The organism is Pseudomonas mercuritolerans, assembly GCF_025706525.1.
Lineage (GTDB): Bacteria > Pseudomonadota > Gammaproteobacteria > Pseudomonadales > Pseudomonadaceae > Aquipseudomonas > Aquipseudomonas mercuritolerans.
The window spans coordinates 1-17,306 of the sequence record NZ_JAMSHA010000008.1; the positions used below are offsets into that span (position 1 = coordinate 1).

General features: G+C 60.9%; 16 protein-coding genes. 9 read left to right on the forward strand and 7 right to left on the reverse strand.

The genetic code is table 11. The annotated features are described in order from the left end of the window. From ND528_RS28285 to ND528_RS21310, 5 genes are all read left to right on the forward strand, one after another. Positions 1-1,212: RHS repeat-associated core domain-containing protein (locus ND528_RS28285; protein ID WP_330221321.1), on the forward strand; the 1,212-nt coding region annotated here is incomplete at its 5' end. A 78-nt stretch (positions 1,213-1,290) separates the two neighbouring features. Further along, a complete protein-coding gene (locus ND528_RS21295) occupies positions 1,291-3,051 on the forward strand; it encodes an ATP-binding protein (protein ID WP_137214033.1) in 1,761 nt (586 codons plus the stop codon). Then, entirely contained in the window at positions 3,051-4,379 is a 1,329-nt protein-coding gene (locus ND528_RS21300; RefSeq protein WP_263471189.1) for a sigma-54-dependent transcriptional regulator, read from the forward strand. The genes ND528_RS21295 and ND528_RS21300 overlap by 1 nt, the downstream gene beginning before the upstream one ends. A gap of 377 nt (positions 4,380-4,756) precedes the next feature. Further along, positions 4,757-6,076, forward strand: coding sequence for an MFS transporter (locus tag ND528_RS21305; RefSeq protein ID WP_024014128.1), 1,320 nt, complete (start codon positions 4,757-4,759; stop codon positions 6,074-6,076). Positions 6,077-6,211: 135 nt separating this feature from the next. After that, positions 6,212-6,841, forward strand: a complete 630-nt coding sequence (locus tag ND528_RS21310) for a flavin reductase family protein (protein WP_071173402.1) — start codon at positions 6,212-6,214, stop codon at positions 6,839-6,841. Here the strand turns inward: ND528_RS21310 and ND528_RS21315 are convergent, their stop codons facing one another. Together ND528_RS21315 and ND528_RS21320 are read right to left on the reverse strand one after the other, a co-directional pair. After that, on the reverse strand, positions 6,842-7,084 hold the full coding sequence (locus tag ND528_RS21315) for a hypothetical protein (RefSeq protein ID WP_041479831.1): 243 nt from the start codon (positions 7,082-7,084) through the stop codon (positions 6,842-6,844). Between the two features lie 43 nt (positions 7,085-7,127). Next, positions 7,128-7,481, reverse strand: coding sequence for a putative quinol monooxygenase (locus ND528_RS21320; protein ID WP_041479832.1), 354 nt, complete (start codon positions 7,479-7,481; stop codon positions 7,128-7,130). A gap of 369 nt (positions 7,482-7,850) precedes the next feature. Here ND528_RS21320 and ND528_RS21325 point away from each other — a divergent pair, with 369 nt between their 5' ends. After that, positions 7,851-8,780, forward strand: a complete 930-nt coding sequence (locus ND528_RS21325; protein ID WP_016773445.1) for an AraC family transcriptional regulator — start codon at positions 7,851-7,853, stop codon at positions 8,778-8,780. A 124-nt stretch (positions 8,781-8,904) separates the two neighbouring features. On the opposite strand, the gene ND528_RS21330 is transcribed toward ND528_RS21325, so the two are convergent. Together ND528_RS21330 and ND528_RS21335 are read right to left on the reverse strand one after the other, a co-directional pair. After that, on the reverse strand, positions 8,905-10,353 hold the full coding sequence (locus tag ND528_RS21330) for an aldehyde dehydrogenase family protein (protein WP_263471190.1): 1,449 nt from the start codon (positions 10,351-10,353) through the stop codon (positions 8,905-8,907). Next, positions 10,353-11,990 carry a 5-guanidino-2-oxopentanoate decarboxylase gene (locus ND528_RS21335; protein WP_263471191.1) on the reverse strand — a complete coding sequence of 546 codons (1,638 nt, stop codon included), beginning with the start codon at positions 11,988-11,990 and terminating at the stop codon, positions 10,353-10,355. The genes ND528_RS21330 and ND528_RS21335 overlap by 1 nt, the downstream gene beginning before the upstream one ends. A 218-nt stretch (positions 11,991-12,208) precedes the next feature. Between ND528_RS21335 and ND528_RS21340 the strand changes: the two genes are divergently transcribed. After that, the gene (locus ND528_RS21340) at positions 12,209-13,090 is read left to right on the forward strand and encodes a LysR substrate-binding domain-containing protein (protein ID WP_263471192.1); all 882 of its coding nucleotides are present in this window, start codon (positions 12,209-12,211) and stop codon (positions 13,088-13,090) included. A gap of 209 nt (positions 13,091-13,299) precedes the next feature. On the opposite strand, the gene ND528_RS21345 is transcribed toward ND528_RS21340, so the two are convergent. After that, on the reverse strand, positions 13,300-13,914 hold the full coding sequence (locus tag ND528_RS21345; protein ID WP_137214038.1) for an NAD(P)-dependent oxidoreductase: 615 nt from the start codon (positions 13,912-13,914) through the stop codon (positions 13,300-13,302). 45 nt (positions 13,915-13,959) lie between these two features. Then, on the reverse strand, positions 13,960-14,838 hold the full coding sequence (locus tag ND528_RS21350; RefSeq protein ID WP_263471193.1) for an MBL fold metallo-hydrolase: 879 nt from the start codon (positions 14,836-14,838) through the stop codon (positions 13,960-13,962). Between the two features lie 113 nt (positions 14,839-14,951). Here ND528_RS21350 and ND528_RS21355 point away from each other — a divergent pair, with 113 nt between their 5' ends. Together ND528_RS21355 and ND528_RS21360 are read left to right on the forward strand one after the other, a co-directional pair. Further along, positions 14,952-15,857 (forward strand): LysR family transcriptional regulator, encoded by a 906-nt coding sequence (locus ND528_RS21355; protein ID WP_263471194.1) that lies wholly within the window; start codon positions 14,952-14,954, stop codon positions 15,855-15,857. 218 nt (positions 15,858-16,075) lie between these two features. Then, a complete protein-coding gene (locus tag ND528_RS21360; protein ID WP_016773438.1) occupies positions 16,076-16,252 on the forward strand; it encodes a hypothetical protein in 177 nt (58 codons plus the stop codon). Between the two features lie 129 nt (positions 16,253-16,381). Here the strand turns inward: ND528_RS21360 and ND528_RS21365 are convergent, their stop codons facing one another. After that, positions 16,382-17,272, reverse strand: coding sequence for a helix-turn-helix domain-containing protein (locus tag ND528_RS21365; RefSeq protein ID WP_024014136.1), 891 nt, complete (start codon positions 17,270-17,272; stop codon positions 16,382-16,384). Positions 17,273-17,306: the final 34 nt, after the last annotated feature.

Below are 17,306 nucleotides of genomic sequence, written 5' to 3' on the forward strand. Positions count from 1 at the left end.
GAGCTCAATGAAGAGGCCGTCATCACCAGCGAAGAAGGCTATTACCCGTTCGGCGAAACCGCGTGGATGGCCCCGGAATCGGAAATCGAATACCGCTTCATCCGTTACTCCGGCAAGGAAATGGATGCCAGTGGTTTGTATTACTACGGCGCGCGTTATTACGCGCCGTGGTTGCAACGTTGGGTCAGTGCGGATCCGGCGGGGGACGTGGATGGGTTGAATCTGTATGCGTTTGTAAGCAACAACCCCGTCGGTTATATAGACGCCGACGGTCAAGGCAAATTACTGCCGACAAAAGCGGACTATGACGCCGCCTGGAGCAGGCACTTTTCGCGGGAAAACGCCAGCTATGCAAAAAGAGGTCAGGGAATGGCTTCTGATCGCCTGCGCAGCACTCTGGCGAATCAGATACTCAAGCACGTGAATATTCTGGGAATCACCCAACTGCGATCCAACAATGTGCAGCAGCAGATGCTCAACCAGAATTCAACTTCCCATTTTGCGAAAGCAACAGCCCGTAGAACAGCCGTCCATGTGACGAATCAGGCCCTCAGTTATGGCGCAGGAATAGTGGTTGGGCTGGGTGCCCAAGCGTTAGGGGTAGCCGCTCCTGGCGTGGGAAATGTGGTTGGTGTCGGCATGGGGATTGCCACCAAAACCGCCGTCAGCTTCGCTATCGACTATGTCGCCGAAAAATCCGGGCTGAGCACCTCGGTCAAGCTCAAAGCAAGTGCTCTTGATCCTGACAAAATCATCCGGCAGGCAGAGTACAAGTCCATGAACCTACTGAATTACCTGGGCGCCAAGGGCATCAAGAATTTTGACGTTCGAAAAACCAAAGGCCAGGTAGGTACCGGAAAACTTGCTGCCGCTTTTGGGCTCAAGTTTTTTGCACCAAACGTTGCTTCTGAAGCCGGTGCAGGGCTTTCCTTAGCGATTGGAGCAGTAGAAATCGTTAAAGAAGTCAGCGACGCCAGTTCTGAAATATCCGACGAGAAATACGGCAGGCTGTTCACATATATCCCGGCATTGGTCCAGCAGATCAACGATAACCTGCAAACCACCAGAGAGTACTTCGCTGCGCTTTCCATTGATTCGCTGGCAGGAGTCAAACTTGCCGACCTCGAAACGGAAACGGCAAGAATTACCGGACACCTGCAAGAAACGATGAACAGGGCAATATCCTATTCGAAGAAACCCAGGGCGGCATGACCCCCATGGATCTCAAGTAGCAGGCAAGGGGTGATGGCATGCTATCGTGCCCCTCCTCCTACCATCCGTTAGACCAGCATGCTGCCGACTTCCCGTACCCTGCGTCTGTCGTTGTATTCCCTGCTGATCATCGCCGGCACGGTCGTGGCCGCGACACTCGCGATGCGCCACGCCGAGCGTCAGGCGCTGGAAGAAGACGCGGCCCGCGCCAATCAGCAACTGGGGTTGTACGCCAACTCATTGCACACCCTCATTGATCGCTATCGCGCCCTGCCCGCCGTACTGGCGCTGGACCCGCAATTGCGTTCGGCACTGGCCGGCCCGGTCGATGCCGCGCAGCAAGCGGCACTGAATCTGAAGCTGGAAAAGATCAACGGCGCGGCGCAGTCCTCGACCCTGGAATTGCTGGATCGAACAGGGCTGGCGGTGGCGGCGAGCAACTGGCGGCTGCCGAGCAGTTATGTCGGCCACAATTATGGTTTTCGCCCGTACTTCAGCCAGACCCGCACTCAGGGCACCGGACGTTTCTACGCGGTGGGCGTGACCAGCGGCATTCCCGGCTATTTCCTTTCCAGCGCGGTGCTCGGTGACCACGACGAGTTCCTCGGCGCCATGGTCGTCAAACTGGAATTCCCGGAGCTGGAGCGCGAATGGAGCCAGGGCAGCGACACGCTGCTGGTCAGCGATGCGCGCGGGATTATCTTCATCGCCAACCAGCCGGGCTGGCGTTATCGCGCCTTGCGGCCGTTGAGCGCCGATGATCTGGTCGAGATCAAAAGCACGCGTCAGTACGACAAGCAATCGCTGCTGCCGCTGACCCATTTGCCGCTACGGCGCTTCGATGACAACAGCGATCTGCGCCGGGTCGAAGGTCCGCAGGGCACGGCGGATTATTTGTGGGAATCGCTGCCGCTGACGACCGAAGGCTGGACCCTGCACCTGTTGCGCCGCCCGCAAGTAGCCTTCGAGGATTTGCGCAACGCCGCGCTGGCCGCCGCTGGCGTGTGGCTGGCGCTGGTGTTTCTGTTGCTGTTTCTCAATCAGCGCTGGCGGCTGGCCAAGGTGCGTCAGCGCAATCGTGAAGAGCTTGAGCGTCTGGTCGAGGAGCGCACCCGCGACTTGCGCACGGCGCAGGAAGGCCTGGTGCAGTCGGCCAAACTCGCCGCGCTGGGGCAGATGTCCGCCGCGCTGGCCCACGAAATCAATCAACCGCTGACCGCCCAGCGCATGCAACTGGCAACCTTGCGCCTGCTGCTCGAACATGGCCGCGTCGATGACGCCTACAAGGCGCTGAAACCGGTGGACGATATGCTCACGCGCATGGCTGCCCTCACCGGCCACCTCAAGACTTTCGCCCGAAAAAGCCCGAGCGGCCTGCGCGAACGTCTGGATCTGGCGACGGTGGTCGATCAATCGTTGCAACTGCTCGATGCGCGACTGCGTGACGAACAGGTCAGTCTGGTCCTGCATCTGACCCGTCCGGCGTGGGTGCGCGGTGATGCGATTCGTCTCGAACAGGTGTTGATCAACCTGTTGCGCAATGCGCTGGATGCAATGCAAGGCAAAGCCTGCAAGCGCCTGGAAATCCGTCTGGAGGCCGATGAGCAATTGTGGCGGCTCAGCGTCAGCGACAACGGCGGCGGGATTGCCGAGGAACATCTGGGCCAGGTGTTCGATCCGTTCTTTACCACCAAACCGGTGGGTGACGGTCTGGGCCTGGGGCTGGCAGTATCCTTCGCCATCGTGCATGAATCCGGCGGGCGCTTGAGCGTGGAGAATGGCGACCACGGCGCAGTGTTCAGCCTGACCCTGCCAATCGATCTGGAGGCACATATCTGATGCTCAATTCGGTGATGGTGGTCGACGACGAAAGCAGCATTCGCGACGCCGTTGAACAGTGGCTGAGCCTGTCTGGGTTTCAGGTGCAATTGTTCAGCCGTGCCGAAGAATGCCTCGCCGCGCTCCCGGAACATTTTGCCGGGGTGATCCTCAGCGACGTGCGCATGCCCGGCATGGACGGTTTGCAATTGCTCGCCGAAGTGCAACAGCGCGACGCCGATCTGCCGGTGATTCTGCTCACCGGCCATGGCGACGTGCCGATGGCGGTCGAGGCGATGCGCGACGGCGCCTACGACTTTCTGGAAAAACCGTTCAGCCCGGAAACCCTGCTCGGTAGCCTGCGCCGAGCGCTGGACAAACGCCGCCTAGTCCTGGAAAACCGTGCCCTGCACGAACTGGCTGACAACCGCGCTAGGCTGGATGCGACGTTGCTCGGCGTGTCCCGCGGCTTGCAGACATTGCGTCGGCAGGTGCTGGATCTGGCGACGTTGCCGGTCAACGTGCTGATCCGTGGTGAAACCGGCAGCGGCAAGGAACTGGTCGCGCGTTGCCTGCATGATTTCGGCCCGCGCGCCGGTAAGCCCTTTGTAGCGCTCAATTGCGCGGCGATCCCGGAGCAACTGTTCGAGGCCGAGCTGTTCGGCCATGAGAGCGGCGCGTTTACCGGCGCCTCGGGCAAGCGCATCGGCAAGCTGGAATATGCCGATGGCGGCACGCTGTTTCTCGATGAGATCGAAAGCATGCCGCTGGCCCAGCAGGTGAAATTGCTGCGGGTCTTGCAGGAACAAAAGCTCGAACGGCTGGGTTCGAACCAAAGCATTCGCGTTGATTTGCGTATCGTCGCGGCGACCAAACCGGACCTGCTCGACGAAGCCCGCGCCGGGCGTTTTCGTGAGGACCTGGCGTATCGCCTGAACGTCGCCGAACTGCGCTTGCCGCCGCTGCGCGATCGCCGCGAAGACATTCCGTTGCTGTTCGAGACCTTTGCGCACAACGCCGCCCAGCGTCTGGGCCGGACCTTTCCGCCGTTGACCGGTGCGCAGCTCAGTCACCTGCTCAGCCATGACTGGCCGGGCAATGTTCGCGAACTGGCCAACGTTGCTGAGCGTCAGGTGTTGGGGCTGGATGAACCGGTCGCCGGAATCGATCCGGGGCAATCGCTGGCGGCGCAGCAGGAAGCCTTCGAAGCACAATGCCTGCGCGCGGCGTTGACCCGGCACAAAGGTGATGTCAAAGCCGTGCTCGAAGAACTGCAACTGCCGCGCCGCACCTTCAATGAAAAGATGCAACGGCATGGGTTGAGTCGGGAGATGTTTCTGGCGGAGTGAGGCAGAGATTTGTGGTGTAGCTGAAATCCATCCCCCTCACCCCAGCCCTCTCCCCCAGGGGGCGAGGGGGAAGGGAGCCGATCTCCATGCTTTCCCGAATCTGTATTCGACTCGATATTGCAGTTCGATGTAACCCACAAGAACACCTCGGTCAGTCCCCTCTCCCTCTGGGAGAGGGCTAGGGTGAGGGGCTTTTGATCTTCACGCGGTAAGCGGAAATCCGCTCACTCAGCCCAATAAGTCGGCACAAATCCGCTCAGTCTTCCCCGCCACCCCCTCTAAACCGGCCCCTCACCCCTTGGCACACCTCCTGCTATAGCCCCAGCAGGCTGCGTTCCGACGCGCTTCACAAAAACAATTAAACGAAGGATCCTTCAATGGATAACTCCAACGCCCTGCCCCTTGGGTCGGCTGCCGTGCCGGCCAAACCAAGAACCACCGCGAGCCGGATCAAATCGATCTTCAGCGGTTCTGTCGGCAACATGGTCGAGTGGTACGACTGGTACGTGTATGCCGCCTTCTCCCTGTACTTCGCGAAAACCTTTTTCCCCGCCGGTTCCACCACCGCGCAACTGATGAACACCGCTGCGATCTTCGCCGTGGGCTTCCTGATGCGCCCGATCGGTGGCTGGCTGATGGGCATGTACGCCGACAAGGTCGGGCGCAAGAAAGCGCTGATGGCCTCGGTGTACCTGATGTGCTTCGGCTCGCTGCTGATCGCCCTGAGCCCGAACTACGAAACCATCGGCATCGGCGCGCCGATCCTGCTGGTGTTTGCCCGCCTGCTGCAAGGCCTGTCGGTCGGCGGCGAGTACGGCACCTCGGCGACTTACCTGTCCGAGATGGCGACCAAGGAACGTCGCGGCTTCTTCTCCAGTTTCCAGTACGTGACCCTGATCTCCGGGCAGCTCATCGCCCTCGGCGTGTTGATCGTGCTGCAAAACATGCTGACCACCGAACAGCTCTACGCGTGGGGCTGGCGCATTCCGTTCGCCATCGGCGCGCTCTGCGCAGTGGTAGCGCTGTACCTGCGTCGCGGCATGGAAGAAACCGAATCGTTCACCAAGAAAGAGAAGTCCAAGGAAAGCGCGATGCGCACCTTGATGCGCCACCCGAAAGAGCTGTTGACCGTGGTCGGCCTGACCATGGGCGGCACCCTGGCGTTCTACACCTACACCACCTACATGCAGAAATACCTGGTGAACACGGTCGGCATGAGCATCTCCGACTCGACCACCATTTCCGCCGCCACGCTGTTCCTGTTCATGTGCCTGCAACCGATCATCGGTGGCCTGTCGGACAAGATCGGCCGGCGCCCGATCCTGATCGCCTTCGGTGTGCTCGGTACGATCTTCACCGTGCCGATCCTGATGACCCTGCACACCATCCAGACCTGGTGGGGCGCGTTCTTCCTGATCATGGCGGCGCTGATCATCGTCAGCGGCTACACCTCGATCAATGCGGTGGTGAAAGCCGAATTGTTCCCGACCGAAATCCGCGCCCTGGGCGTCGGCCTGCCGTACGCACTGACCGTGTCGATCTTCGGCGGCACCGCCGAATACATCGCGCTGTGGTTCAAGAGCATCGGCATGGAAACCGGTTACTACTGGTACGTCACCGCGTGCATTGCCGTGTCGCTGCTGGTGTACATCACCATGAAAGACACCCAGAAACATTCGCGGATCGTCACTGACTGACGGGGCTACATCGCTGGCAGGCCACAAAATCTGTGTCCTGCCACGAACCCTACGGGGTCTCGCGTCTGGCTGGAAATATGCGCTGGGTCCTTGCACTATGGCGGCATCCGAATGCAGCTCAGGAATCCGCTCCCCATGCCCGATGACATCCACTTCTACGAACCCGCCAACGGCCACGGCCTGCCTCACGATCCGTTCAACGCCATCGTCGGCCCGCGCCCCATCGGCTGGATTTCTTCGCAGGATGCCGAAGGCCGGCTCAATCTCGCGCCCTACAGTTTCTTCAACGCCTTCAACTACGTGCCGCCGATCATTGGCTTTTCCAGTGTCGGGCGCAAAGACAGTCTGAACAACATCGAGCAGACCGGGGAGTTCGTCTGGAACCTCGCCACGCGCCCGTTGGCCGAGCAGATGAACCAGAGCTGCGCGATGGTCGCGCCTGAGGTCAACGAGTTTGAACTGGCGGGGCTGACGACCGTGGCGTCAAAGGTGATTTCGGTTCCACGGGTCGCCGAAAGTCCAGTGTCCTTCGAGTGCAAGGTCACGCAGATCATCCAGCTGCAACGCGCCGATGGCGAAACCGTACCGAGCTGGCTGATCCTCGGTGAGGTCGTCGCCGTGCACATCGCCAAATGGCTGCTGAAAGACGGCATCTACGACACCGCCGCCGCACAACCGATTTTGCGTGGCGGCGGGCCGGCGGATTATTTCCAGCTGGGGCCGGAAGCGCTGTTCAAGATGTGGCGCCCAGGCGCACAGAAGTAATTACCAGATCAGCTCGGCGTCATCGGTGACGCCCTTGAGCTTGTCCAGCTCGTTGATGGCCGCATCATCGGCAGCAATGGCGCCGGGGAACACCTGCTCATTTAGCAATTTGTGAAAGCGTGGGGCGCCGCCATCAACCAGGGCCTTGACCGCGATGGCCGCGTAATAACCCTTGTTGCCGCCCAGCTCGACGGGGACGACTGCGGAGACTGCTTCGAAGCGTTCAAACTCTTTACGTGCCATGTCGCGGATCCTGGCTCAATCAAATAAGCCGGACATTAAACCCTCAACCAGCGAGTTTGTGTATCGGCGCAGCGCATTGACCGAGGGCCTGCGCGGCTGAAACGTCTCTGAACGTGTGGAAGTCGAGGCTGTTGACCACCAGGTCCTGCACCAGCTCGGCGAAGACTTCCATCGACGGACTGTTGAAATACGCCGTCATCATTTGCTGACTGCTCCAGTAGCCGCTGACCAGCCACAGGTCGGCATCGCACTGCGACTGTTGCAAGGAAAAACTCAGGCAGCCGGGCGCAGCGCGCGAGACTTCGATCAGCGCGCTCAGGCGCACACCGAGTTCCGCCGAACGCCCGGGCTGAGCACGAACGAAGGCCATATGACTGACAGGCATCTGCTTGGACATGATCAACCCTCCATGAAATCGCGTGGCAGCCGGGGGACGGGCTGCGACTGAAGCAAAGATTAAGGGCCGGGGCCGCAGCGCCGTTAGTCGATTCCTGCCTTCGCGTTGCACAATCCTGCGAGACTTGCCAAAACCCCGGCCGGCGCCGCTGCCCTGTAGGAGCTGCCGAAGGCTGCGATCTTTTGATCTGAAAAACAAAAATCAAAAGATCGCAGCCTCCGGCAGCTCGTACACACAGGCATCGCGTCGATGCTGATGGATATCGCGATGCAGAATCAGGCAAGCATTTGGCAGAATGTGTCTACCGCCGCTGCTTGCACAAACATATGCTCTGCTGCATTCCCCCCTCACTTGCCGAGGATGCCGTGCATGACGTCATTCGATCGTTTTCAAGCCGAACCCAGCGCCGACATGGAAAAGCAGCGCGCGGAGCTGGCGGCGATCATCCGCCGCAACACCAGCGACGATGGCAGCTACCAGACCGCCATCGGCTCGCTGGTGATGTCGCGCCACACCCAGTCCCATGATTTTGCCCCGGTGCTCGCGCAGCCGGCGCTGTGCATCATGGCGCAGGGGCGCAAAGAGGTGCGCCTGGCCGATGAGTTCTTCAACTACGACCCGCTGAATTATCTGGTGGTGTCGGTTTCGATGCCGCTCAGCGGCCGGGTGGTCAATGTCTCGCCGGAAGAACCGATCCTCGCCGTGCGCCTCGACATTGACCCGACCGAAATCACCGCGCTGATCGCCGACGCCGGCCCGATGGGCGTGCCGACCCGGCCGACCGGACGTGGTCTGTACGTGGAAAAAATCGACAGCGCCATGCTCGACGCGGTGCTGCGTCTGGCCCGGCTGCTCGACGCGCCGAAAGACATCGCCATGCTCGCGCCGCTGATTCGCCGGGAGATTCTCTACCGCTTGCTGCGCAGCCCGCAGGGTCATCGTTTGTATGAGATCGCGATTGCCAACAGCCAGAGCCATCGCATCAGCCAGGCAATCAAATGGCTCAACGGCAACTTCGAGCAGCCGTTGCGCATCGATGATCTGGCGCGGGAAGTGAACCTCAGCGTGTCGACGTTGCATCACCGTTTCAAGGCGATGACCGCGATGAGTCCGTTGCAATATCAGAAGCAACTGCGCCTGCAAGAAGCGCGGCGGCTGATGTTGACCGAAGGGCTGGAAGCCTCGGCGGCGGGGTATCGGGTGGGCTATGAAAGTCCGTCGCAGTTCAGCCGCGAATACAGCCGCCTGTTTGGCGCGCCGCCGTTGCGGGATCTGGCGCGGTTGCGGCTTTCGGTCTGATCCAGTATCTGAGGTGGGGCTTATGGCGCTTTCGCGAGCAGGCTCGCTCCCATAAGGAAATGCATTCCAATGTGGGAGCGAGCCTGCTCGCGAAGGGGTCAGTCCAGGCGCTACATATCTATGATCAGACCGCGCGGATCACATGCTTGATGTCCTGAAACGCCGCCAACCCCCAAGGCCCCAACTCTCGACCGACGCTGCTCTGCTTGTAACCGCCCCAAGCCGTCTGCGGGAAGATCACCTGCGGTGCATTGATCCACACCAGCCCTGCCTGCAAGGCATTGGCCACGCGATCCGCCGTTGCAGCATCGCGCGTCGCCACACTCGCGACCAGGCCGAACTGCGTGTCGTTGGCCAGCGCAATCGCCTCGCTCTCGCTGGCGAAACTGCGTACACACACCACCGGGCCGAAAATCTCTTCACGCCATAACGCGCTGTCCAGCGGCACGTCGGTGAACACCGTCGGTTGGAGAAAATAACCGCGCGGCAAATGCGCCGGACGATTGCCGCCGCACACCAACCTCGCCCCGGCGCTCAAACCGCGATCAATATGCCCAAGCACCCGCTGGTACTGCGCCTGATTGACCAGCGCGCCCATCTCCACATCCGCATCAAACGGATCAGCGACTCGGATCGCCTCCGCACGTTTTTGCAGGCGCTGAAGAAATTCATCCATCAATGCCTCGGCCACCAGCACCCGACTGGTGGCCGAGCACATTTGCCCGGCGTTGAAGAATCCGCCACCACAGGCCAATTCCACCGCCAGTTCCAGGTCGGCATCCGCCAGCACCAGCAAAGAAGATTTGCCACCCAATTCCAGGCTGACACCCTTCACGGTTTCTGCGGCGCGCTGCATCACCTGCACGCCAACCGCGTTGCTGCCGGTGAAGGAGATTTTGGCAATACGTGGATCCGCCGACAACGGCGCGCCCACCGCCAGACCACTGCCGCAGACCAGATTGAACACGCCGTCGGGCAACCCGCATTCAGCGATGATCGCGGCCAGTTCCAGCTCCGCCAGCGGCGTCACTTCAGAGGGTTTTAGTACCACGCAGCAACCGGCGGCGAGCGCTGGCGCCAGTTTCCACGCGGTGGTGACCATGGGGAAATTCCACGGCACGATCAACCCGACCACGCCACAGGGTTCACGCCGCAAGCGTGCGCTGAAATCCTCGCTGGGCAGCGGCACGTTGCTGTCCTGACCGGCGTCGAGGCCTTCGGCGAGTTCGGCGTAATAGTCGAAAGTGGCGATCACGTCATCGACATCGATGGCCGCTTCGAACTGCGGTTTACCGTTGTTGCTCGACTGCAGGTTCATCAAGTGCTCGCGAGCGTTGCGCACGCCGTTGGCAATGTTGCGCAGGATCGCAGCGCGTTCGGCGCCGGTGGTTTTCGACCAATGTTCGAACGCTTCGGTCGCCGCGCTGATCGCCTGGTCGACGGCGTGTTCGTCACCGCCATTGACGGTGGTCAGCAGCGCTTCGGTAGCGGGGTTGATCACCCGTAGATGTTCGCGGCCCGACGACCATTGACCGTTGATGTAGAGCCCGTCGAGTGTGGTTGGAAAACTCATCATTGGGCCACCGCCTGCATCCACTGGTTCTGGTCGATTTCAATCAGCGTCGGGCCTTGCCGGTCCGTCGCTTTACGCAGCGCTGCGCGCAATTCGTCGATGCTGCTGATGGCTTGCGCGGCGCAACCGAGGCCCTTGGCCACGGCGACGAAATCCGGGGTGTAGATGTCCACGCCGACCGGTTCGATGGCGCGGTTGACCATGTACTTTTTGATCTCCTCGTAACCCTGGTTATTCCACAGCAGCACGATTACCGGCACCCGCGCTTCAACGGCGCTGGCCAGTTCCGGCAGGGTGAATTGCAAGCCGCCGTCACCGATCAGGCACACCACCGGCGGGCGCGCGCCGTTATCGAGTTGTCCACCGAGCCACGCACCAATCGCCGCCGGCAACGCATAGCCGAGGGTGCCGTAACCGGTGGATGCGTTGAACCAGCGTCGCGGACGCTCGGGGTTGAACGTGAGGTTGCCGGTGTACACCGGTTGCGTGGAATCGCCGACGAACACCGCTTCGGGCAATTCGTGCAGCACGGTTTCGAGCAAACGCGTCTGCGCCAGCGTTGGTGCATCCCAGCTCGCCGCCAATTCATTACGCAGACGCGCGGCGCGGACCTGGCCCCAATCATTGCGACGCTCGGCCAGCGGTTGGTGCGACAAGGCGCTGAGCAATGCTTGCGCGGCATTGCGCGAATCAGCGACCAGTGCGACGTATGGCGGGTAGTTGCGCACGGTCTGATCGGCATCGATGTCGATGCGCAACAGCTTGCCGGGAATCTCGAAGCCGCCGGCGAAGGTCACGTCGTAATCAGTCTCGGCCAGCTCCGTGCCGATCGCCAGCACCACGTCGGCTTCAGCGACCAGTGCGCGGGTGGCGACCAGGCTTTGCGTCGAACCGATCAACAATGGATGGCTGGTCGGCAGCATGCCTTTGGCGTTGATGGTCAGCGCCACTGGAGCGTCGAGCAATTCGGCGAGTCGGGTCAGCTGCGGCGCTGCGTCGATAGCACCGCCGCCGGCGAGAATCAGTGGACGTTGCGCAGTGGCGAGCAGTTCGCTCATGCGGGCCACGGCAGCCGGTGCGGCGCCGGCGCGATCGATATTCACCGGCAGGCTGGCGAGCAACTCATCGGCCTCTTCCACCAGCACGTCCAACGGTATTTCGATGTGCACCGGACGCGGTCGCCCGGCCTGGAACAGCGCGAAAGCGCGAGCAAGCACCACCGGCAGTTCGGCAGCGGACATCAGCGTGTGCGAGAACGCTGCGACGCCGCCGACCAGTGCGCTCTGGTTCGGCAGTTCATGCAACTTGCCGCGCCCACCGCCCAACTGACTGCGCGACTGCACGCTGGAAATCACCAGCATCGGAATCGAATCGGCGTAAGCCTGGCCCATGGCCGTGGTGATATTGGTCATGCCCGGGCCGGTGATGATGAAACACACACCGGGTTTGCCGCTGGTACGCGCGTAGCCGTCAGCCATGAACCCGGCGCCCTGTTCGTGACGAGGCGTGACGTGGTTGATGCTTGAACGCGCGAGGCCTCGGTACAGCTCAACGGTGTGCACACCGGGAATGCCGAACACCTGCTCGACCGCGTAATTCTCCAACAGCTTGACCAGTACTTCGCCGCACGTTGCCATGTTGATTGCCCTTTCATTCACTGAACACTCCCTGTGGGAGCGAGCCTGCTCGCGAATAAGCGGTCCAGCCAACATCCGTGTCGAACCTTGAACCGTCTTCGCGAGCAGGCTCGCTCCCACAGGGTCCGTGGAGTGCCCATTGGAACGGTGCGCAACTGGCAGCAACAATCGATTAAAAGTCATACTAGCCATGTCGCCACGTCATACCTCGGATCGCCATGAAACGCCTGCCACCCCTGCCCGCTCTGCATACGTTCTGGATCACCGCGCAATGCTGCAATTTCACTCGCGCCGCCGAGCAGTTGCACATCACTCAGGGCGCGGTGAGCCGGCAGATCGCCGGGCTCGAAGAACAGCTCGGTTATCCGCTGTTCATTCGTCTGGCCCGAGGTCTGGCGCTGACGGCCGAAGGCCGCGAATGGCTGCCGCGAGTGGAAAAGGTCTTCGGGCTGATCAGTGAAGCGACCGAGCAGATCGGTCAGACGCGGCAAACCTTGCAACTCAAGGCCCCGAGCTGCGTGATGCGCTGGCTGCTGCCGCGTCTGCTGCAATGGCAGAAGGAACGCCCGGACGTGCCGGTCAAATTGACGGCCTCGCTGCAACACGGCGTGGACTTTCAGCGCGAGCAATTCGACGCCGCGGTGATCTACGGTCCGCCGCCGGACAATTCGCCAGGCGCACTGCATCTGTTCGACGAGCAACTGATACCGGTCTGCTCGCCGCAACTGCTCAAGGGCTCGCCCGCGCTGAATTCACCGCAGGATTTGCAAGAGCATCTATTGTTGCACCCGACCCACGACATTCAGGACTGGTCGGTATGGCTCGATGCGGCGGGTTTGCAACTGGGCAATCTGCGCAGCGGTCAGCATTTCGAAACGCTGGATCAGGCGATGTCGATGGCGTCGCACGGCACGGGGGTGGCGATCGGGGACTGGTCGCTGATTGGCGATGATCTGAACGCAGGACGGCTGGTGATGCCGTTTGCGTTGAAGGTGAAGACGGGGTTGGCGTATTACGTGGTGGTGCCTGCTGGAGCCGAACCCTCGCCGCAACTTGAGGAGCTGATGCTCTGGCTGGTTGAGCAGGCTCATTTGCGCTGAAGCCTCTCCCCTCACCCTAGCCCTCTCCCCAGGGAGAGGGAACCGAGCGTGTTGTTTGATCTGCCTGCACCGACCTGCAATAGCAAGTCGAACTCAGGTCTGGAAAAGCATGGAGATCGGCTCCCTTTCCCCCTCTCCCCCTTGGGGGAGAGGGTTGGGGTGAGGGGGGAAAATTCTGAAGTCAGACCAATCCCTCCGCATCGACGCGGTCAATACCCGACCGTATAACGCTGCCGCAAATGCTCCGGCGTTTCCACTTCGTCAATCAGCGCAATCGCGTAATCGGCAAAGGTGATCCAGCTACGCCCTTCGGCACTGACCAACAGATGATCCTTGCCGACGCGATACTGGCCGCTGCGTTCACCCTCGACAAACTCCGCCGACGGCGAGAGGAAAGTCCAGTCCAGTTCCTGCTCCTGACGCAACGCATCAAGAAACGCCGCCCCCGCGCTCGCCTCGGCTTTGTATTCAGCCGGGAAACCGGCACTGTCGATCACCCGCGTGTCATCCGGCAGCAACAGCGAACCGGCGCCGCCGACCACCAGCAAGCGCTTCACGCCCGCCTGTTTTACCGGTCCGACAATCGCCGAGGCCGGGACGGTGGCGAAATGCGCTGCGCTGATCACCACGTCGTGACCGGCCACTGCTGCTTGCAGCGCCGCCGAATCCAGCACGTCGAGGCTCTTGCTGACGACACCGGCGCGATCACCGACCTTTGAGGTATCGCGGGCAATGGCGGTGACGCTGTGGCCGCGACGCAGGGCCTCTTCCAGCAGTTGGCTACCGGCACGGCCGGTGGCACCAATGATTGCGATCTTGCTCATGACATTCTCCAGTTGGCTTGAAAATGCTGCGTGTTCAGGTTCGGCTTACCACTGCATCTCGCCCTTGGCGACTTTCGCGCTGAGCTCCAGCGAACTTTCTTCGCCCAGCTGCGGGTAGCGTTTTTTCATCGCTGCGATCAGTGCAGCAGAGTCTTTGGCCTTGGCGGTTTCGGCATCGAAGGCCTTGATGTAATCGGCGGTGAATTTCACGCTGGCCAGCGAGCGGCTGCTGTCACCCAGAAAATGGCCGGGCACCACGGTTTGCGGTTTCAGGCTTTCGATGGTGTGCAGGGTGTGCAGCCAGTCGGCGTGGGATTGCGCGGTCTGGGTGTCGGCCATCCACACATGAATGTTCTCCGCGACCACTACGCCACCGACCACCGCTTTCAGCGACGGGATCCATACGAAGCTGCGATCCGGTTGCTTGCCGTCGAGGCCGATCACCTGCAATTGCTTGCCTTCGAGGGTCAGGCTGTCGCCCTTGAGCACGTCCGGGACGATGGTTTTCGTCGGCACATCGGCGCCCATTTTTGGCCCCCAGTAGGCCAGTTTGCCGTCGACGGTGTGCTCGATGTGATCGACAGTCGGCTGCGAAGCCAGTACTTTCGCCTGCGGGAATGCTTTGGTCAGGGTGTCGAGGCCGAAGTAGTAATCCGGGTCACCGTGGCTGATGTAGATGGTGGTCAACTGTTTGCCACTGGCGCGGATCTTCTCCACCACCTGTTCGGCCTGGGATTTGCCGAATTGCGCATCGACCAGAATCGCTTCTTTCTCACCGCTGACCAGCACCGAGCTGACCGGGAAAATTGCTTGGGTGCCGGGGTTGTAGACATCAAGGCTCAGCTCGGCGGCGGATGCATGGGCGGCAAAGCCGAAAAATGCTGCGGCGAGCAGAACGCGCTTGAAAGGGGTGAAGCCGATCATTTGTTGCTCCGGATTGCGAATGCCAGTCTGGCGATGCAACAGAGCTTAGTTGCCAGACTCAGTACAAAAAATGCGATGCTTGGACATAGTTTGTTTCTGAAAGCGGGCAAATCATGGATCGGCTTCAAGCAATGCGGATATTCGTCACGGTGGTGGACTTGGGCAGCCAGTCGGCGGCGGCCGATCACCTCGACCTGTCGCGGCCGGTAGTGTCGCGCTATCTGGCGGAGCTGGAAGACTGGGTCGGCGCGCGGCTGATGCACCGCACCACGCGCAAATTGAGCCTGACCGCCGCTGGCAGTGAAATCCTCCCGCGCTGCCGGCAGATGCTCGACTTGTCGCAGGACATGCAGGCCGCCGTCAGCGAACCCGATGACGCGCCGCGCGGACTGCTGCGGATCAGCGTCAGCACCTCGTTTGGCCAGGCGCAACTGGCCGATGCGGTGGCGGCGTACGTCAGGTTTTACCCCGGCGTGAGTATCGATCTGCAAATGCTCGACCGCACGGTGAATCTGGTCGATGAACGCATCGATCTGGCGATTCGCACCAGCAATGATCTTGATCCGAATCTGATCGCCCGGCGCCTGACCGTGTGCCGCTCGGTGGTCTGCGCAGCGCCGGCTTATCTGCTTGAGCATCCGGCGCCGCAGACGGTTGAGGATTTGAGCCGACATAACTGCCTGACCCATTCCTATTTCGGCAAGAGCCTGTGGCATTTCGAGGAGGATGGCGAACCGGTTTCGGTACCGGTGCAGGGCAATATCAGCGCCAACGAGGCCAGCACCCTTCTGCGCGCAACCCTGGCCGGCGCGGGCGTGGCGATGCTGCCGACCTACCAGGCTGGCGTGCATATTCACAACGGCGAGCTGCTGCGTTTGCTGCCACACGCAGAACCGCGACAGATGAATATCTACGCGGTGTACGCCTCCCGCAAACACATGCCGGCGGCACTGCGCAGCATGCTCGATTTTCTGGTGCAGCGCTTTCCCGAAAATCCCGCGTGGGATGTCGGCCTGTAAACCCGATCCCTTGTGGGAGCGAGCCTGCTCGCGAAGAGGCCAGTACCTTCAACATTGATGTCGCTTGCACCACCGCCTTCGCGAGCAGGCTCGCTCCCACATGGGCATCAATTCGCTGAATGGCCGGCTAAATCCTCAAGCGCACTCGCTGGCAAGTGCGCGCCGCTGACCTATGCTCAAAGTAATACCGCAAGATAGACGTTCAGAGGTCGAACACCATGAACATCAAAACAAAAAGATACGCCGCCATCTTCATCACCTGCGCCGCCACGCTGGCGCTGTACGGCACCGCTGCCTGGCGGGTCGAGCAGTTGCGCCAGCTGCCGCGCGAGTACGCGAGCTGCAACTATGAGCGGTGTATTCCGCACAATGCCACGTTGAACGCATTGCGCTGATAGACCTGAGCTGGAATGCAACTCTGTGGGAGCGAGCCTGCTCGCGAATGCGCGGTGTCAGCCAGCATCGTTGCTGAGTGAAAGAGCGTATTCGCGAGCAGGCTCGCTCCCACAGGGCTCATCAGCGCATCAGGATTGTTGCTCGGCCTTCAAGCGGTCGCGGAACGCCTTTGGCGAAATCCCCACGCGGCGACGGAACAGGCGCGTGAAGTTGGTCGGATCGGAAAACCCCAGCAACTCCGACATCTCGTAGATCGTCATGCTGGTGTAGGTCAGCAGGCGTTTGGCTTCCAGCAACTGACGCTCGTGCATGATCTGCAACGCCGGTTGCCCGGCCAATTCACGGCAGGTGCCGTTGAGGTGCGACACGGAGATGCCCAGGCGATGGGCGAGGTCTTCGACCTTGACGTGCTGGCGGTAAGTCTCTTCCACCAACTGAATGAAACCGTTGAGGTATTCGCGTTGGCGTTGCGGCCGTTGGCTGGCCTTGTGACGAACGATCGCCTGGCGGCTGACCCAGACCATGATCACGCTGACCAGCGAATGCATGAGCATTTCCCGCGCCGGTTGATGGCCGTTGTACTCGGCCTGCAACGCTGAAAACAGGCTGTTGAGATAATCGCCATCCTTGCCGGCCGGGTAGTTTTCCGCCCGAGCCAACGCGTGTACCGAATCGCCCAGTTGCGCCTGCAAATGGTTGATCAGCGGCGTGGCCAAGGTGACGATGAAGCCTTCAACATCCTCGGAAAAACGAAAGCCGTGCACCGACAACGGTGGCAGCACCTGTATCGCCGGAGTCTCGAGTTGGGTGCGCTGGCCTTCGATTTCTAGCTCTGCCTGACCTTTGAAAACGAACAGCAGCTGGCACAGATCTGCGTGGCGGTGAGGTTTGATTTCCCATTGATGTTCGCGACTGCGCGAGGAAATGGTTTCACAGTGCAGCAAGTCCGGGGTCGGCCAGTCCAGGCTTTCACCGTAGAGCTTGAACACCGGAATAGAAGGCAGGGCAGGCTTGTTCATACTTCAATCCAGGCCTCTGGTTTTTGGGCGATAA